13 protein-coding genes, 3 tRNA genes and 3 rRNA genes are annotated in these 15,861 nt (G+C 44.7%); 16 read left to right on the forward strand and 3 right to left on the reverse strand.

What is annotated here, in order from left to right:
- Window positions 1–36 precede the first annotated feature (36 nt).
- The 4 genes from N746_RS0102000 to N746_RS0102015 are packed head-to-tail and all read left to right on the forward strand — an operon-like array spanning window position 37 to window position 2,218.
- A complete protein-coding gene (locus N746_RS0102000) occupies window positions 37–486 on the forward strand; it encodes a rhodanese-like domain-containing protein (RefSeq protein WP_029933694.1) in 450 nt (149 codons plus the stop codon).
- A gap of 3 nt (window positions 487–489) precedes the next feature.
- Entirely contained in the window at window positions 490–744 is a 255-nt protein-coding gene (gene grxC, locus N746_RS0102005; RefSeq protein WP_029933695.1) for a glutaredoxin 3, read from the forward strand.
- A 5-nt stretch (window positions 745–749) separates the two neighbouring features.
- On the forward strand, window positions 750–1,208 hold the full coding sequence (gene secB / locus N746_RS0102010) for a protein-export chaperone SecB (protein ID WP_029933696.1): 459 nt from the start codon (window positions 750–752) through the stop codon (window positions 1,206–1,208).
- 8 nt (window positions 1,209–1,216) lie between these two features.
- Complete coding sequence (locus N746_RS0102015; RefSeq protein WP_029933697.1) at window positions 1,217–2,218, forward strand: NAD(P)H-dependent glycerol-3-phosphate dehydrogenase; 1,002 nt, start codon at window positions 1,217–1,219, stop codon at window positions 2,216–2,218.
- A 24-nt stretch (window positions 2,219–2,242) separates the two neighbouring features.
- Here the strand turns inward: N746_RS0102015 and N746_RS0102020 are convergent, their stop codons facing one another.
- Complete coding sequence (locus N746_RS0102020; protein ID WP_029933698.1) at window positions 2,243–2,713, reverse strand: tRNA (cytidine(34)-2'-O)-methyltransferase; 471 nt, start codon at window positions 2,711–2,713, stop codon at window positions 2,243–2,245.
- A gap of 17 nt (window positions 2,714–2,730) precedes the next feature.
- On the opposite strand from N746_RS0102020, the gene N746_RS0102025 reads away from it, so the two are divergent.
- From N746_RS0102025 to fabB, 12 genes are all read left to right on the forward strand, one after another.
- Complete coding sequence (locus N746_RS0102025) at window positions 2,731–3,675, forward strand: dihydroorotate dehydrogenase (RefSeq protein ID WP_029933699.1); 945 nt, start codon at window positions 2,731–2,733, stop codon at window positions 3,673–3,675.
- 32 nt (window positions 3,676–3,707) lie between these two features.
- On the forward strand, window positions 3,708–4,901 hold the full coding sequence (gene tyrS / locus N746_RS0102030; RefSeq protein WP_029933700.1) for a tyrosine--tRNA ligase: 1,194 nt from the start codon (window positions 3,708–3,710) through the stop codon (window positions 4,899–4,901).
- Between the two features lie 465 nt (window positions 4,902–5,366).
- Window positions 5,367–6,908, forward strand: a 16S ribosomal RNA gene (locus N746_RS10330).
- 98 nt (window positions 6,909–7,006) lie between these two features.
- A tRNA-Ile gene (locus N746_RS0102040) sits at window positions 7,007–7,083 on the forward strand.
- 58 nt (window positions 7,084–7,141) lie between these two features.
- A tRNA-Ala gene (locus N746_RS0102045) sits at window positions 7,142–7,217 on the forward strand.
- A gap of 382 nt (window positions 7,218–7,599) precedes the next feature.
- Window positions 7,600–10,459: ribosomal RNA gene (locus N746_RS0102050) — 23S ribosomal RNA — on the forward strand.
- A 132-nt stretch (window positions 10,460–10,591) separates the two neighbouring features.
- Window positions 10,592–10,707: ribosomal RNA gene (rrf, locus tag N746_RS0102055) — 5S ribosomal RNA — on the forward strand.
- Together the 16S, 23S and 5S rRNA genes with 2 tRNA genes alongside form the textbook arrangement of a ribosomal RNA operon.
- A gap of 59 nt (window positions 10,708–10,766) precedes the next feature.
- A complete protein-coding gene (locus N746_RS0102060; RefSeq protein ID WP_029933701.1) occupies window positions 10,767–11,537 on the forward strand; it encodes a biotin--[acetyl-CoA-carboxylase] ligase in 771 nt (256 codons plus the stop codon).
- The gene (locus N746_RS0102065) at window positions 11,534–12,316 is read left to right on the forward strand and encodes a type III pantothenate kinase (RefSeq protein WP_029933702.1); all 783 of its coding nucleotides are present in this window, start codon (window positions 11,534–11,536) and stop codon (window positions 12,314–12,316) included. Before N746_RS0102060 ends, N746_RS0102065 begins: the two co-directional genes overlap by 4 nt.
- 56 nt (window positions 12,317–12,372) lie before the next feature.
- Window positions 12,373–12,448, forward strand: a tRNA-Thr gene (locus N746_RS0102070).
- A 128-nt stretch (window positions 12,449–12,576) separates the two neighbouring features.
- A complete protein-coding gene (gene fabA / locus N746_RS0102075) occupies window positions 12,577–13,092 on the forward strand; it encodes a 3-hydroxyacyl-[acyl-carrier-protein] dehydratase FabA (RefSeq protein ID WP_029933703.1) in 516 nt (171 codons plus the stop codon).
- Between the two features lie 2 nt (window positions 13,093–13,094).
- Window positions 13,095–14,315 (forward strand): beta-ketoacyl-ACP synthase I, encoded by a 1,221-nt coding sequence (gene fabB, locus N746_RS0102080; protein ID WP_029933704.1) that lies wholly within the window; start codon window positions 13,095–13,097, stop codon window positions 14,313–14,315.
- Between the two features lie 92 nt (window positions 14,316–14,407).
- On the opposite strand, the gene N746_RS0102085 is transcribed toward fabB, so the two are convergent.
- Together N746_RS0102085 and N746_RS0102090 are read right to left on the reverse strand one after the other, a co-directional pair.
- Complete coding sequence (locus N746_RS0102085) at window positions 14,408–15,055, reverse strand: transglycosylase SLT domain-containing protein (RefSeq protein WP_029933705.1); 648 nt, start codon at window positions 15,053–15,055, stop codon at window positions 14,408–14,410.
- A 14-nt stretch (window positions 15,056–15,069) separates the two neighbouring features.
- Window positions 15,070–15,861 carry a hypothetical protein gene (locus N746_RS0102090; RefSeq protein WP_029933706.1) on the reverse strand — a complete coding sequence of 264 codons (792 nt, stop codon included), beginning with the start codon at window positions 15,859–15,861 and terminating at the stop codon, window positions 15,070–15,072.

Consider the following 15,861-nt stretch of genomic DNA (forward strand, 5'->3'; position numbering starts at 1 on the left):
CAGGTTTGCAAGTTTGTCATAGTAAGGAATCACCTAATGTTTATTGAATTCGTCCAGCAGGAGTTTTTGCTCTTTATCGCATTGGGCATAATCGCGATTATGTTGTTGTATAGTTATGTCGGTGACCGTTTTTTAGGCTACAAGCAGGTTTCGCCAGAGGAGGCTACTCGCCTATACAATCAGGGCGCGCTTGTAATAGATGTGCGCACCGATTCGGAATATAAAACGGGTTTTATCGGTGAAGCGCGCCATATTCCGGTAGCTGATCTTAAAGCTAAGGCGGCGAGCTTAAGTGCGCATAAAGATAAGAATATATTGCTTTACTGCCAGACTGGCGCGCGCTCAGCATCGGCCGCGAACACTTTAGTTAAAGAAGGTTTTACCCAGGTTTTTAACCTAAGGGGCGGCATTATGGCTTGGAAAATGTCTGGTTTACCGCTTAATCAGCCGGTATCGCGTAAAACACGTCGTAAAAGCAAGGTTTGAGTTATGAGTGAAATTATTGTTTATGCTAATCAATCATGTCCTTTTTGTGTTCGTGCACGCAAGTTATTGGATGCCAAGGGTTTGGATTACGAGTTAATTGATGTCACGGGGTCGCCAGATTTATGGTCTCAAATGGAGGCCCGATCGGGTCGTAATACCATCCCGCAGGTGTTTGTCAAAGGCCAGCATGTGGGCGGGTTTGATGATTTATATGACGCTGATCAGTCAGGTCGGTTAGATGAAATGTTAAAAGGATAAGACGCATGTCTGAGACAACTGAAAAGAGCTTTATCATCCGTAAGGTTTATACTAAAAATGTGTCGTTTGAGGCACCGAATTCGCCGCAAATTTTTACACTAGAATTTGATCCTAAAATGGATGTGACGCTAAACGTTGAAAGTTTTAAGATTGAAGAGTCGCTTTATCACGCACTTATTCGCTTAACAGTAACGGTAAAGGTTGAAGATAAAACCGCGTTTTTGTGTGAAGTAGAGCAAGCGGGTATTTTTGTTCTAACTGGTTTTGATGATAATGAACTTAGTTATATGCTAGGCAGTCACTGTCCAAATGCCTTATTCCCATTTGCGCGTGAAGCAGTGTCGGATCTTGTCGTGCGCGGAGGTTTTCCTCAGCTACTGGTTGATCCGGTTAATTTTGATGCTTTGTATGCAGATCATATGCAGCAGCGTCAGGTGCAACAGTCTGAATCAGAAGCTAATTAGAAGTCGTTATGTCAGAGATTGCCGTATTAGGAGCCGGGGCATGGGGAACAGCACTAGCCATTCATTTGGCGAAAGCGGGTCACAGGGTAAATTTGTGGGCGCATAGTGCCACCCATGCAGAACAAATGGAGTTGCAGCGAGAAAATACGCGTTATTTAGCGGGTTTTACATTGCCACCAGGCCTGGTGGTAACGCATCATTTAGAAATTGCATTAAAAAACTCTAAAGCAGTTTTATTGGTGGTGCCTAGTGATGCATTTTCGGGTGTCTTAAAGCAGGTTTCAAGTATTCTCGAAACGGCGCCGACTTACTTAGCTTGGGCGACAAAAGGTTTTGAGCCAGAACAGCATCGTTTATTGCATCAAGTGGTACAGGATGAGTTGGGGATTGATACACCAGTGGCTGTGCTGTCAGGCCCGACTTTTGCGGATGAAGTCGCGCAAGGTTTACCAACGGCGATGGTGAGTGCATCACCACAAGATGAGCAGGCCCAGTTTTGGGCGGACGCGTTTCATTATGACCGTTTTCGTGTTTATACCCAGGCCGATATCGCCGGAGTTGAAGTCGGAGGTGCCTATAAAAACATCATGGCGATTGCGACAGGTGTTAGTGATGGTTTAGGCTTGGGTGCAAATGCGCGTGCCGCCCTTATTTCTCGAGGCATGGCTGAAATGATGCGTTTTGGTTCTATTTATAAGGCGTTGCCTGAAACCTTAATGGGATTGGCGGGTTTGGGGGATTTGGTTTTAACTTGTACGGATGATTTGTCACGCAACCGTCGCTTTGGTTTACGGTTGGCACAGTCTGGCAAGTCGGCTTTGCAAGTCCAACAAGAAATTGGGCAAGTGGTTGAAGGGGTCAAGGCGGTTAAGGTGGTGAAATACCTGGCCGATAAACATCAGTTAGATTTACCTATCATGCAACAAGTATATGCGCTTGTTATGCAGGAAATCACCCCAAAACAAGCCGTGTCGCAACTATTATCTCGGACGTCTAGATCGGAAGCCTAGCTTTTGGCTTTTTTAGAATTAGTTTTATTTGCTGGATAGGTCGGCATAGTCAAGTTGTCGCCATGCTTCGTAGGCCATAATGGAAACCGCATTCGCTAAATTAAGACTGCGCGCGCCATTTTTCATGGGAATTCGTAATCTTTGTTCGGGGGTAATTTGCTCTAACACCTCGCTTGGCAACCCTCGACTTTCTGGACCGAATAGAAATGCGTCTCCATGTTGGTATTTAGGCTGGCTATGCGACAGTGTACCCTTGGTGGTTAACGCAAAAACACGTTTAATTTTATGGCTGTTAAGGCAGGTATCAAGGTCCGAATGTTCATAAACATTCGCCAGTTCATGGTAGTCCAAGCCCGCTCGACGCACCCGTTTTTCGCTGAGGTCAAACGAGAATGGATGAATTAAATGCAAATAAGCACCCATGTTGGCACTTAAACGAATTAAGGCTCCGGTGTTTTGCGGGATTTCAGGCTCGTATAAAATAATATGTAACATAATGATTAGGTGACGTCGTGGTTGATTTATCCGTTAATATTTGTGGTGTTCAATGTAATTCACCTGTTGCCATGGCTTCCGGTAATGCCGGTTATGGCCTTGAGTATCAAGCGGTTTCAGGTTTTAGTAACCGTGATGTTGGTGCCGTATTTTTAAAGGGCACCACGCTTGAGCCAAAGCTGGGTAATAAGCCAGAACGTGTATGGGAGACGCCGAACGGGTTGTTAAACTCAATCGGGCTTCAGAATCCCGGGGTGGATTATGTGATAAACCACCTATTGACGCAACTGGATTATTCACAAACCCAGTTTTTTGCGAATGTATCGGGCTCAAGTATTGAGGAGTATGCAGAAGTCTGTAAGCGTTTTGATGACACGCCCTTAGCGGGTTTAGAGATAAATATATCGTGCCCTAATGTTAAAAAAGGCGGGGCGGCTTTTGGCAACGATCCTGATATGGCGGCGAGAGTGGTTGAGGCTTGTCGACAAAGTACGACAAAGCCTTTAATTGTAAAGCTATCCCCTAATCAAACGGATATTGCAGAAGGCGCTCGACGCGTGGTTGATGCCGGAGCAGACGCGTTATCGGCCATTAATACTTTGATGGGTATGTCAGTCAATATTAACACTTGGCACCCAGACCTAGGGAATAACCAGGGTGGCTTGTCGGGAGCGGCGATTAAGCCTGTTGCGTTATTAAAAGTGCACCAAGTGTATCAAGTAGCCAAGCAACACGGCATTCCTATAATTGCACTAGGCGGAATAAGTTGTGCTGAAGATGCCATTGAATTTATGTTAGCAGGAGCTTCGATGGTCGCTGTGGGAACGGCGCTTGCAAAAGATCCACTTTTGATTAAGAAGATGAATAAAGATATTACTCGTTATTTAACCAAGCGTGGCATGCAGTCAGTTAGTGACTTGACAGGTAAGCTTGAGTTAAATAGCGATACCGTTTTGTGTTGAAAAATTGAATTAGTGAAATTTAGAGAGTGAAAATGTTATCAATTGATGAACAGTTGGCCGTGATCAAGCGCGGAGCAGAGGAAATTCTAGTTGAGTCAGAGCTAATCGAAAAGTTAAAGCTCGGACGTCCTTTAATTGTGAAAGCCGGCTTTGATCCAACCGCGCCAGACTTGCACTTAGGTCATACGGTGCTTATTAATAAGTTGAAGCAATTTCAGGACATGGGTCATGAAATTCACTTTTTGATCGGGGACTTTACCGCCATGATCGGAGACCCGACTGGAAAGAGTGCGACTCGACCACCACTGTCAGCTGAAGCGATTGCGCAAAATGCGCAAACTTATCAAGATCAGGTGTTTAAGATTCTTGATCCGTCTAAAACCAAGGTGGTCTTTAATTCAGCTTGGTTTAATAATGTTAGTGCCGCAGATATGATTAAGTTGGCGGCGACGTCGACCGTGGCTCGAATGCTTGAGCGTAATGACTTTGAGGATCGTTACCGATCTGGAACACCTATTGCCATTCATGAGTTTCTATATCCATTAGTGCAGGGTTATGACTCTGTGGTGATGGAAGCGGATATTGAGCTGGGCGGTACTGATCAAAAGTTCAATCTTTTAATGGGGCGTCAATTGCAACACCATTATGGTAAGAAGCCACAGGTGACACTTACTATGCCGATACTTGAAGGTTTGGATGGTGTGCAAAAAATGTCTAAATCACTGAATAACTATATAGGCATTCAGGATCAGCCAAATGACATGTTCGGAAAGATTATGTCTGTATCAGATGATTTGATGTGGCGCTATTTTGAACTTTTAAGCTTTGAAAGTCTTGAAGTTATCGCTCAACATAAGCAGGCTGTTGAGCAGGGTGAGAACCCGCGTAATATTAAGGTTAAGTTAGCCATGGAGTTGGTGGCGCGTTTTCACTCAACCGAATCCGCGCAGTCTGCATTAAATGATTTTGAAACACGGTTTTCTAAAAACGCCATCCCGGATGATATGCCGGAGTTCGTATTTAATACCGAGATGCCGCTCGCTAATTTGTTAAAAGAAGCAGGCCTGGTACCAACCACTTCAGAAGCGCATCGCATGATTAAGCAGGGTGCGGTTAAATTAAACGGCGAGCGATTAGATGATGGACGCCAAGTGTTCTCAAATATTACAAAGCAAGTTTTTCAAGTCGGTAAGCGTAAATTTGCACGTATAACGGTTGCGAACTAGCTGTAAGGCTTCTGACTAAAACCCTGGCGAAGCCATAAAACTGTTAAAAAATCTGTGGATAAGTATTGGGTAACTAGGTCATAAGCTGAGTTTATTAAAAAAAGCATCATTTTTATGAAAAAACAGTTGCAAGCAAGCGGGGAGTCTGTAGAATACGCCTCACTTCGCAGCCAAGGGTTGTGAAGGAGAAAAAAACGCAGTTGAGAAGTGAAAAATAAATTGAAAAATTTGATTGACACATCTCGCTGAGATGGCTAGAATAGCCGGCTTGCTAAGAGCGAAAGCGACAAGCAAAACGAATTAAGAAGTTCTTTAAAAATCAGGTAATTCAGAGATAATTTATGTGGAAGTTCACTGAGTGAGCGGAGGCAAAAATTAACTCGAAACGACAAATGAAGTATAGGTAGAAGAAATTCTTCCATGTTAACTTTGTCAATTCCGAGTGTTATAAAAATGTTCAAGATTAAACTGAAGAGTTTGATCCTGGCTCAGAATGAACGCTGGCGGCAGGCCTAACACATGCAAGTCGGACGGAAACGATAGGAGCTTGCTCCTAGGCGTCGAGTGGCGGACGGGTGAGTAATGCATGGGAATCTGCCCTTTAGTTGGGGATACCGTATGGAAACGTACGTTAATACCGAATGAGATCTACGGATGAAAGGTGCCCTCTTCTTGAAAGGTATCGCTAAAGGATGAGCCCATGTTAGATTAGCTAGTTGGTGAGGTAATGGCTCACCAAGGCATCGATCTATAGCTGGTTTGAGAGGATGATCAGCCACACTGGGACTGAGACACGGCCCAGACTCCTACGGGAGGCAGCAGTGGGGAATATTGCACAATGGAGGAAACTCTGATGCAGCCATGCCGCGTGTGTGAAGAAGGCCCGAGGGTTGTAAAGCACTTTTAGTGAGGAGGAAAGGTTAGTAGTTAATACCTGCTAGCTGTGACGTTACTCACAGAAAAAGCACCGGCTAACTCTGTGCCAGCAGCCGCGGTAATACAGAGGGTGCAAGCGTTATTCGGAATTACTGGGCGTAAAGCGCGCGTAGGCGGATTGTTAAGTCAGTTGTGAAAGCCCTGGGCTCAACCTAGGAACGGCGATTGAAACTGGCAGTCTAGAGTTTAGTAGAGGGAAGGGGAATTTCTGGAGTAGCAGTGAAATGCGTAGATATCAGAAGGAACATCAGTGGCGAAGGCGCCTTCCTGGACTAAAACTGACGCTGAGGTGCGAAAGCGTGGGGAGCAAACGGGATTAGATACCCCGGTAGTCCACGCCCTAAACGATGTCAACTAGCTGTTGGTCTTATTAAAAAGATTAGTAGCGCAGCTAACGCGATAAGTTGACCGCCTGGGGAGTACGGTCGCAAGATTAAAACTCAAAGGAATTGACGGGGGCCCGCACAAGCGGTGGAGCATGTGGTTTAATTCGATGCAACGCGAAGAACCTTACCATCCCTTGACATCCTGCGAACTTTCTAGAGATAGATTGGTGCCTTCGGGAGCGCAGTGACAGGTGCTGCATGGCTGTCGTCAGCTCGTGTCGTGAGATGTTGGGTTAAGTCCCGCAACGAGCGCAACCCTTATCATTAGTTGCTACCATTTAGTTGAGAACTCTAATGAGACTGCCGGTGATAAACCGGAGGAAGGCGGGGACGACGTCAAGTCATCATGGCCCTTATGGGATGGGCTACACACGTGCTACAATGGTCGGTACAAACAGTTGCGAAGCCGCGAGGTGGTGCTAATCTGAAAAAACCGATCGTAGTCCGGATCGGAGTCTGCAACTCGACTCCGTGAAGTCGGAATCGCTAGTAATCGTGAATCAGAATGTCACGGTGAATACGTTCCCGGGCCTTGTACACACCGCCCGTCACACCATGGGAGTGGGTTGCAAAAGAAGTGGGTAGTCTAACCTTCGGGGGGACGCTCACCACTTTGTGATTCATGACTGGGGTGAAGTCGTAACAAGGTAGCCCTAGCGGAAGCTGGGGCTGGATCACCTCCTTTAAGAAAAGCTAAAGCGAACTCTTTGAGCTTTCACATAAATTGTCTCTGAATTACAGATAAAAAGAACACGCCTGGGTGCAGCTCAGGACACAAGACCTGGGTCTGTAGCTCAGTTGGTTAGAGCGCACCCCTGATAAGGGTGAGGTCGGTGGTTCGAATCCACCCAGACCCACCAAATTACCCGCAGCAAAAAAATCAGGGGTTGTGAAACACAACTGATTGAGTAATTATTAGGGGTTATAGCTCAGCTGGGAGAGCGCCTGCCTTGCACGCAGGAGGTCGGCGGTTCGATCCCGCCTAACTCCACCAAATAACAACCGCTCATGTGGTTTTAGTTAATCAAGATTAAGTCTAAATTAACTGAGAATATATGAGCGGTTCTTATTGCCAGAAAGGGAAGCGAATGATAATATTCCGCTTCTCGGTAGTAAGCCGAAGTTCTTTAACAATTAGGAATAGATCTCTTCTAAAGAGAAGGTTATAAAACGTTGATGAGACGGATTTATAACCAGCAATAATGATCTCCAATCATTATTGTAGTAATAGGTATACATGTATCTTGATGAGTAATCTCAAGCGAACATGTCAGCGAAGAATCTTAGTTACGTTGTATGCTCAAAAGTTAAGTTTTGATTGAATGCAAGTTCAATACAAAAGGTCAAAACGAACGTAGGTTGCTTTTGAGTTGTATAGTTAAGTGATTAAGCGTACACGGTGGATGCCTAGGCGGTAGAAGGCGATGAAAGACGTGATAGCCTGCGATAAGCTTCGGTGAGGTGGCAAATAACCTTTGACCCGGAGATTTCTGAATGGGAAAACCCATCCTTTCGAGGATATCCCTATATGGGAGGCTAACCCGGGGAACTGAAACATCTAAGTACCCGGAGGAAAAGAAATCAACCGAGATTCCCTAAGTAGCGGCGAGCGAACGGGGACCAGCCCTTAAGCAATAATAAAGTTAGTAGAACAGTCTGGAAAGTCTGACGATACAGGGTGATAGTCCCGTATATCAAAACTTTTTTATTGTGAAATCGAGTAGGACGGAACACGTGAAATTCTGTTTGAACACGGGGGGACCACCCTCCAAGGCTAAATACTCTCTACCGACCGATAGTGAACCAGTACCGTGAGGGAAAGGCGAAAAGAACCCCAGAAGGGGAGTGAAATAGAACCTGAAACCGTGTACGTACAAGCAGTGGGAGCAGACTTGTTCTGTGACTGCGTACCTTTTGTATAATGGGTCAGCGACTTACTGTGTGTTGCGAGGTTAACCGAATAGGGGAGCCGTAGGGAAACCGAGTCTTAAATGGGCGTTTAGTAGCATGCAGTAGACCCGAAACCGGGCGATCTATCCATGGCCAGGATGAAGGTTGAGTAACATCAACTGGAGGTCCGAACCCACTAATGTTGAAAAATTAGGGGATGAGCTGTGGATCGGAGTGAAAGGCTAATCAAGCTCGGAGATAGCTGGTTCTCCCCGAAAACTATTTAGGTAGTGCCTCATGTCTCACTCTTGGGGGTAGAGCACTGTTATGGTCTAGCGGGCCGTCAAGGCTTAGCAGCCCATTGCAAACTCCGAATACCAAGAAGTGCAATCATGGGAGACAGACAGCGGGTGCTAACGTCCGTTGTCAAGAGGGAAACAACCCAGACCGCCAATTAAGGTCCCTAAACTATGCTCAGTGGGAAAGGATGTGGGAAGGCTTAGACAGTCAGGAGGTTGGCTTAGAAGCAGCCATCCTTTAAAGAAAGCGTAATAGCTCACTGATCGAGTCGGCCTGCGCCGAAGATTTAACGGGGCTAAGCATAGTACCGAAATTGCGGATGTTTTTAACATGGTAGGGGAGCGTTCTGTAAGCCTGCGAAGGTGTGCTGTAAGGCATGCTGGAGGTATCAGAAGTGCGTATGCTGACATAAGTAGCGATAAAGGGAGTGAAAAGCTCCCTCGCCGAAAGCCCAAGGTTTCCTACGCAACGTTAATCGACGTAGGGTTAGTCGGCTCCTAAGGCGAGGCCGAAAGGCGTAGTCGATGGGAAACAGGTTAATATTCCTGTACTTTTTATTACTGCGATGGAGGGACGGAGAAGGCTAGGCCAGCTTGGCGATGGTTGTCCAAGTTTAAGGTGGTAGGCAGAAGACTTAGGTAAATCCGGGTCTTTAATGCCGAGAACTGATGACGAGTCCAATAGGACGAAGTGGTTGATGCCATGCTTCCAAGAAAATCTTCTAAGCTTCAGGTAATAAGAAACCGTACCCCAAACCGACACAGGTGGGCAGGATGAGAATTCCAAGGCGCTTGAGAGAACTCGGGTGAAGGAACTAGGCAAAATAACACCGTAACTTCGGGAGAAGGTGTGCCCTTGATGGTGAAGGACTTGCTCCGTAAGCTATTGAGGGTTGCAGAGACCAGGTGGCTGCGACTGTTTATTAAAAACACAGCACTGTGCAAAATCGAAAGATGACGTATACGGTGTGACGCCTGCCCGGTGCCGGAAGGTTAATTGATGGGGTTAGCGTAAGCGAAGCTCTTGATCGAAGCCCCGGTAAACGGCGGCCGTAACTATAACGGTCCTAAGGTAGCGAAATTCCTTGTCGGGTAAGTTCCGACCTGCACGAATGGCGTAACGATGGCCACACTGTCTCCACCCGAGACTCAGCGAAATTGAAATCGCGGTCAAGATGCCGTGTACCCGCGGCTAGACGGAAAGACCCCGTGAACCTTTACTACAGCTTTGCACTGGACTTTGATACTATCTGTGTAGGATAGGTGGGAGGCTTTGAAACCCGGACGCTAGTTCGGGTGGAGCCATCCTTGAAATACCACCCTGATATTATTGAGGTTCTAACCTCGGTCAGTGAATCCTGGCCAGGGACAGTGTATGGTGGGTAGTTTGACTGGGGCGGTCTCCTCCTAAAGAGTAACGGAGGAGCGCGAAGGTACCCTCAGCACGGTCGGACATCGTGCAATGAGCGCAAGAGTAAAAGGGTGCTTGACTGCGAGACTGACACGTCGAGCAGGTGCGAAAGCAGGTTCTAGTGATCCGGTGGTTCTGTGTGGAAGGGCCATCGCTCAACGGATAAAAGGTACTCCGGGGATAACAGGCTGATACCGCCCAAGAGTTCATATCGACGGCGGTGTTTGGCACCTCGATGTCGGCTCATCACATCCTGGGGCTGAAGTCGGTCCCAAGGGTATGGCTGTTCGCCATTTAAAGTGGTACGCGAGCTGGGTTTAGAACGTCGTGAGACAGTTCGGTCCCTATCTGCCGTGGGCGTTGGAGAATTGAGGGGGGCTGCTCCTAGTACGAGAGGACCGGAGTGGACGAACCGCTGGTGTTCCAGTTGTCATGCCAATGGCACTGCTGGGTAGCTACGTTCGGAAAAGATAACCGCTGAAAGCATCTAAGCGGGAAACTTGCCCCAAGATGAGTTCTCCCTAGACTATAAGTCTTCTAAAGAGCCGTTCAAGACCAGGACGTTGATAGGCAAGGTGTGGAAGCGCAGTAATGTGTGAAGCTAACTTGTACTAATTACTCGTGAGGCTTAACTATACAACTCAAAAGTGACTTAACTGGCATGTGAGCTTGAGATAGTCAAGATATATGTAATCCTAAGGAAGAGATCGATTCCTAAAGCAAAGAATTTTAGCGAGGTGTGTAATCACATCGAGCAAAACCGAATTGCTTGGCGACCATAGCGGAATGGAACCACCTGATCCCATCTCGAACTCAGAAGTGAAACGTTCCAGCGCCAATGGTAGTGTGGGGTTTCCCCATGCGAGAGTAGGTCATCGCCAAGCTCCATACATCAAACCCCTCGTAAGAGGGGTTTTTTTTTGCCAAAAATTTAAGGTTGGTAATGGATCTATATAAGGCAGGATTTACTAGTTTGCACGTTGATTATTTCGATTCAATTTCATCAACGAGTCAATTTTTAAAACAGAAGGCCAAAAGCCAATTAGAGCCAAGTCTTTGTGTTGCTGATATTCAGACGCAAGGATATGGGCAACGTTCGTCTAACTGGGAGTCGGATCAAGAATCTATTACTTTTTCATTGTTATTGCCCGTCATTTATCCAATTGACCAGTTGTATGGTTTTAGCCAGTTATTGGCACTGAGTGTAAAAGGTTCTTTAGAGTTATACTCCGATCAAGATTATAAAGTGAAATGGCCTAATGATATATATATGGGCGAATCAAAGGTCGCAGGTGTATTAGTTGAAGTCGTGAGCCAAACTGATAATTTGTGTTGGTTAGTCATTGGAGTGGGAGTGAATACGGGTGATTTTAATCAACAATTTGAAGAATATTCTGCAAAAGGAGTTCCTTTAAATAAAAAATTCAATAAGTCTTCTTTAACTACCCAACTAGCCCAAGATTTGATCGTTGCAGTCAACAACTTTCATCCCGCAGCATGGATTTCAAAAAAAGATGTTTGGTCTGACTCTGATTTTTTTAGTCTATACGAAACAGTTTGCTTGAGACATGCGTTATTTGATATAGGATATTACTTAGGCGTTTCCGATTCAGGCAGTCTACGGATTCAGGATGTAAAAGATGATACAAGCAAAGGTACAATTGAAATAACAGCTGGGCAGGTTTCTGTCCGAAAAATCAAGGATAAGTTGTGAATTGGTTAATAGACTTTGGTAACACAAACGTTAAGTGGGCTTACGTCCTTGGGGATGACTATCTCTATGGGGGAAGTTTGGAATACGCTAATTCAGTACCTAAAGAATTACTCAAAACCATATACAAAAATTCACCTGTAGATCTTCAACCAAAAAATATCTTGATCGCGAGTGTTGGTAAGCCAAGTTTTGTGTTGGATTTTTGTGAACTATTAATTGATAGCCATACATCAAATGTCAGAATAGTTGAATCATCCATGATGTTACTTGGTATAAAAAATAGTTACGCAAACCCAGTTCAATTAGGCATTGATCGCTTATTAGCAATGGGGGCCGCTTATTATCAAGTTAAGCATTCTGCCTGTATTGTAGTGGATATAGGTACGGCTGTAACATTAGATTGCGTAGATCAAACGGGAAATCATTTAGGTGGTTTGATTGTGCCGGGTAAAGACCTAATGTTAAAGAGTCTAAAGAGTGAATCTGCTAAATTAGATATCAGCAGAGCATTTAATTTAGAGCTTTCAGATTTACCATTATTGGGAAAGAACACACAGGATGGAGTTCATTTAGGCATTCATTTCATGATTGTTAACTTTATTCAACAACAGGTTGAAAAAGTACACAATACTTTGTTGGCTGAGCAAAAAACATCACTTTTCTTGACTGGCGGTGGGTCTAAGGTTTTTAGGCAAACTCTAGGTGAGGATTGGATCTATGAACCAGGCCTGGTTTTGAAAGGGTTGTATTTACTTTTGATGACTGAAATTAATCAATAATATTTTAAAAATTAGCGTTGACAACAAAGTTATAAGCCTTATAATACCGCCCTATTGCCGACATAGCACAATTGGTAGTGCAACTGATTTGTAATCAGTAGGTTGGGAGTTCGAGTCTCTCTGTCGGCACCATTCATTTATCTTTTCTTGCTTTTCATCATAAAAAAATCATTTAAAAACACCCCAATTTATTATTCAAGTTTTACTGGTTTTATTCGGACTGGTATAATGCTTCAACTAATTATTACTTGGAAGACGTAATGGAACAACAATCGAGTTTTACTAAAGAAGAAATTTTAGCTTGTGGCCGTGGAGAACTTTTCGGGCCAGGCAACGCGCAGCTACCAAAGCCTCCGATGTTAATGTTTGATCGCATCACACACATCTCTGAAGAAGGTGGCACTTTTGGTAAAGGTCAAATTCGCGCAGAACTCGATGTGAATCCAGATTTATGGTTTTTTGAATGTCATTTCAATGAAGACCCCGTTATGCCAGGTTGCCTTGGTTTAGATGCTATGTGGCAGTTAATTGGGTTTTATCTAGGTTGGACTGGTGGTCCAGGTCGTGGACGTGCTTTAGGATCAGGTGAAGTTAAATTTTATGGTCAAGTGTTACCAACAGCCAAAAAAGTTGAGTATGTCATTAATATGAAGCGCGTGATTAAGCGTAAACTTTATATGGGTATTGGTGATGCGCACTTATTTGTTGATGGTCGTGAAATTTACAGCGCCAATGATCTCAAAGTCGGATTATTCACTAACACGGATGCGTTTTAATTATGAGACGAGTAGTCATTACAGGTTTAGGCATTGTTTCTAGTATTGGTAATAACAAACAAGAAGTAATGGAATCTTTACGAGCTGGTAAGTCAGGAATTGTTAGCGCACCAGAATATACTGAGAATGGCTTGCGTTCTCAGGTACATGGTGCGGTTAAAAACCTTGATTTCGAAGCTTTAATTCCACGTAAGCAGCTACGCTTTATGGGCGATGCAGCGGCTTATAGTTATATTGCGATGGAGCAAGCAATTGCCGACTCTGGTTTAGCTCCAGAGATGATCTCTAATGAGCGTACAGGTATTATCGCTGGATCTGGCGGTGGTTCAAACTCAAACTCGACTCAAGCAGTTGAAATTGCTAGAGAAAAAGGGGTTAAGCGTGTTGGGCCTTATATGGTAACGCGTACTATGGGTAGTACTGTTTCAGCTTGTTTGGCGACACCATTCCAAATCAAAGGGGTTAACTTTTCGATTAGTTCGGCTTGTTCAACTAGTGCGCATTGTGTGGGTACTGCGGTTGAACAGATTCAGCTTGGAAAACAGGATGTTGTGTTTGCTGGTGGCGGTGAAGAATTACACTGGACCATGTCGGTATTATTTGATGCTATGGGCGCGTTGTCGACGAAATATAATGATACGCCTGAGAAAGCATCGCGCACTTATGATGCAAACCGTGATGGTTTTGTTATTGCTGGTGGCGGGGGCATGGTTGTGGTTGAAGAGCTTGAACATGCATTAGCTCGCGGTGCAAAAATCTATGCTGAGATTACTGGTTATGGTGCGAACTCAGATGGATATGACATGGTTGCCCCTTCTGGAGAAGGCGCGGTTCGTTGTATGAAGCAAGCATTGAGTACGGTCAAAGGTCCTGTGGATTATATTAATCCGCATGGCACTAGTACCCCTGTTGGGGATACCAAGGAAATGGCGGCGGTACGTGAGGTGTTTGGCGATAATATTCCAAAAATAAGCTCAACCAAAGCCATGTCTGGTCATTCGTTAGGGGCTGCGGGGGTTCACGAGTTAATTTATAGTTTGATTATGATGGAAAATGACTTTATTGCGCCATCTATTAATATCGAGAACTTAGACCCAGAGTGCGAAGGCATGCCAATTGTTACTAAAACTATTGAGAATGCGGGTCTTAACCGGATCATGAGCAATAGCTTTGGTTTTGGTGGTACAAATGCTTCATTAGTGGTTGAACGTTACAACACTTAAGTTTAGCAATTTGCTTTTCTAATGGTTGTTACTAATAAAAAAGCCCACCTTATGGTGGGCTTTTTTATGGGGTAATTTTTAAAAATATATTTTTAGCAAAATGGCCATAAACAAATTTTTGGTGCGATTTGGCAGGATTTAAGTTGGTTTTCATAGCGCCAGGCCTGGTTGCGGACTTTTTTGGCCACGTCTTTTAGCCAAGGTTTCTTATTATAGGTTTTACGAGCAAAGCCACCATTACCCTCATGATAAGCCAAATACAAATTGTAAGGGTCCCCTAATGATATTCCGTTACGTTTGTGCGACACGCTGTTGTACCATCCAATAAAATCGAGTGCATCGTATTTGTTATTTCGGCGAGCTGAATAGTTGTGAGTGGCTTTCTGGTAATCATGCCAAGCTGGATTTTGAGCCTGTGCAAAACCATATGCACTGGAGCGGCGAGGTAATGGAATAAAGCCTAAAGCATATTCACGTTTAGGACGAGCATTATGAACAAATCGTGACTCCTGATGAATAAAAGCCTTCAGAATGGGAACCGATGTCCCCCATCTTTGTTCAGACTGTTTGGCAGCATAATACCAGTGACGATCGTATTCAATAATGTCACATATATTGTCATGTGCACCAGCAGGCGGCGGTGTGTTTGAGCAGCCTGATAAGGTTACGAATAATATCCCAGTTGATAGCCAGAACCCTAGTTTGGGTAGATTTAGCCTGGTTACAAAATGGTTAAGCATGACTTTCCTATACTTTATTGGACATAGTTAAATTGATAAAGGTAAATCACTTGACCCGAAGGGTCAAGTATTTCAATGTCCCAATTCCCTTGCTGTGCACTGAATAGCGATTGTTTGGACATAATAATAGACGGACCCGCAGGCCAAGTTTGGCTTTGCATTAATTGGCGCTGCCATAACCAGCGAACAGTTAGGGCTATCGGCGGATCTAATTCATCCCTATCTACTTCAAATACTAACTGTCTAACGTATTTGGGGAGGCGCTCACCCGCTGAAAAAACCTGTTGTTTATTGTGTCCATTATACAGCCGAACGTCTAATGGTTGATTAAAGCTGCTTATTGCTTGTTTTGGAATAACAGGGCGTGCTAGATGCGTTACAGACAAACTTTGGCGTTCCTGATCTGACAGCAAATTGAGAGATGAACTATCCATCGATTCCCAGTTTGTGTGAAGTGGTTTCAGTTTTGAAATGGGCGCATCGGTCATTTCTGTTGGATTAGTTTCCTGCTCTGTTGGCGCGTCATAGCGGCTTTGAATAATTAAGTAGGCAGTAATGATGCCGGCTAAAGCCGTCATTAAAATCCAACTAACACGATGCCGGATATATTGAGTTTTAAAGTGTTGCCCTCCCGCTTTAATTTCTTGCTGGGCTTCATGCCAGCCTTCGTCATATAAGCTTCGTAATTGTGTGTTACCACGAATCTGGCTTGGGATCTGGCTTAAACTTCGGCCTTTTAGTCCAAACCGATAGCCGGTTTTATAGGCCTGATGCTTTTCCTGAGGGTTCAAGTCCGAGTTTGACAT

Origin of the sequence: Thiomicrospira pelophila DSM 1534 (assembly GCF_000711195.1) — a bacterium.
GTDB lineage: Bacteria > Pseudomonadota > Gammaproteobacteria > Thiomicrospirales > Thiomicrospiraceae > Thiomicrospira > Thiomicrospira pelophila.

Coding starts and splice junctions, on each gene's coding strand:
- N746_RS0102000 (WP_029933694.1), top strand. CDS start 37: ATGTTTATTGAATTCGTCCAGCAGGAGTTTTTGCTCTTTATCGCATTG.
- grxC (WP_029933695.1), top strand. CDS start 490: ATGAGTGAAATTATTGTTTATGCTAATCAATCATGTCCTTTTTGTGTT.
- secB (WP_029933696.1), top strand. CDS start 750: ATGTCTGAGACAACTGAAAAGAGCTTTATCATCCGTAAGGTTTATACT.
- N746_RS0102015 (WP_029933697.1), top strand. CDS start 1,217: ATGTCAGAGATTGCCGTATTAGGAGCCGGGGCATGGGGAACAGCACTA.
- N746_RS0102020 (WP_029933698.1), bottom strand. CDS start 2,713: ATGTTACATATTATTTTATACGAGCCTGAAATCCCGCAAAACACCGGA.
- tyrS (WP_029933700.1), top strand. CDS start 3,708: ATGTTATCAATTGATGAACAGTTGGCCGTGATCAAGCGCGGAGCAGAG.
- N746_RS0102060 (WP_029933701.1), top strand. CDS start 10,767: ATGGATCTATATAAGGCAGGATTTACTAGTTTGCACGTTGATTATTTC.
- fabA (WP_029933703.1), top strand. CDS start 12,577: ATGGAACAACAATCGAGTTTTACTAAAGAAGAAATTTTAGCTTGTGGC.
- fabB (WP_029933704.1), top strand. CDS start 13,095: ATGAGACGAGTAGTCATTACAGGTTTAGGCATTGTTTCTAGTATTGGT.
- N746_RS0102085 (WP_029933705.1), bottom strand. CDS start 15,055: ATGCTTAACCATTTTGTAACCAGGCTAAATCTACCCAAACTAGGGTTC.
- N746_RS0102090 (WP_029933706.1), bottom strand. CDS start 15,861: ATGTCAAACTCGGACTTGAACCCTCAGGAAAAGCATCAGGCCTATAAA.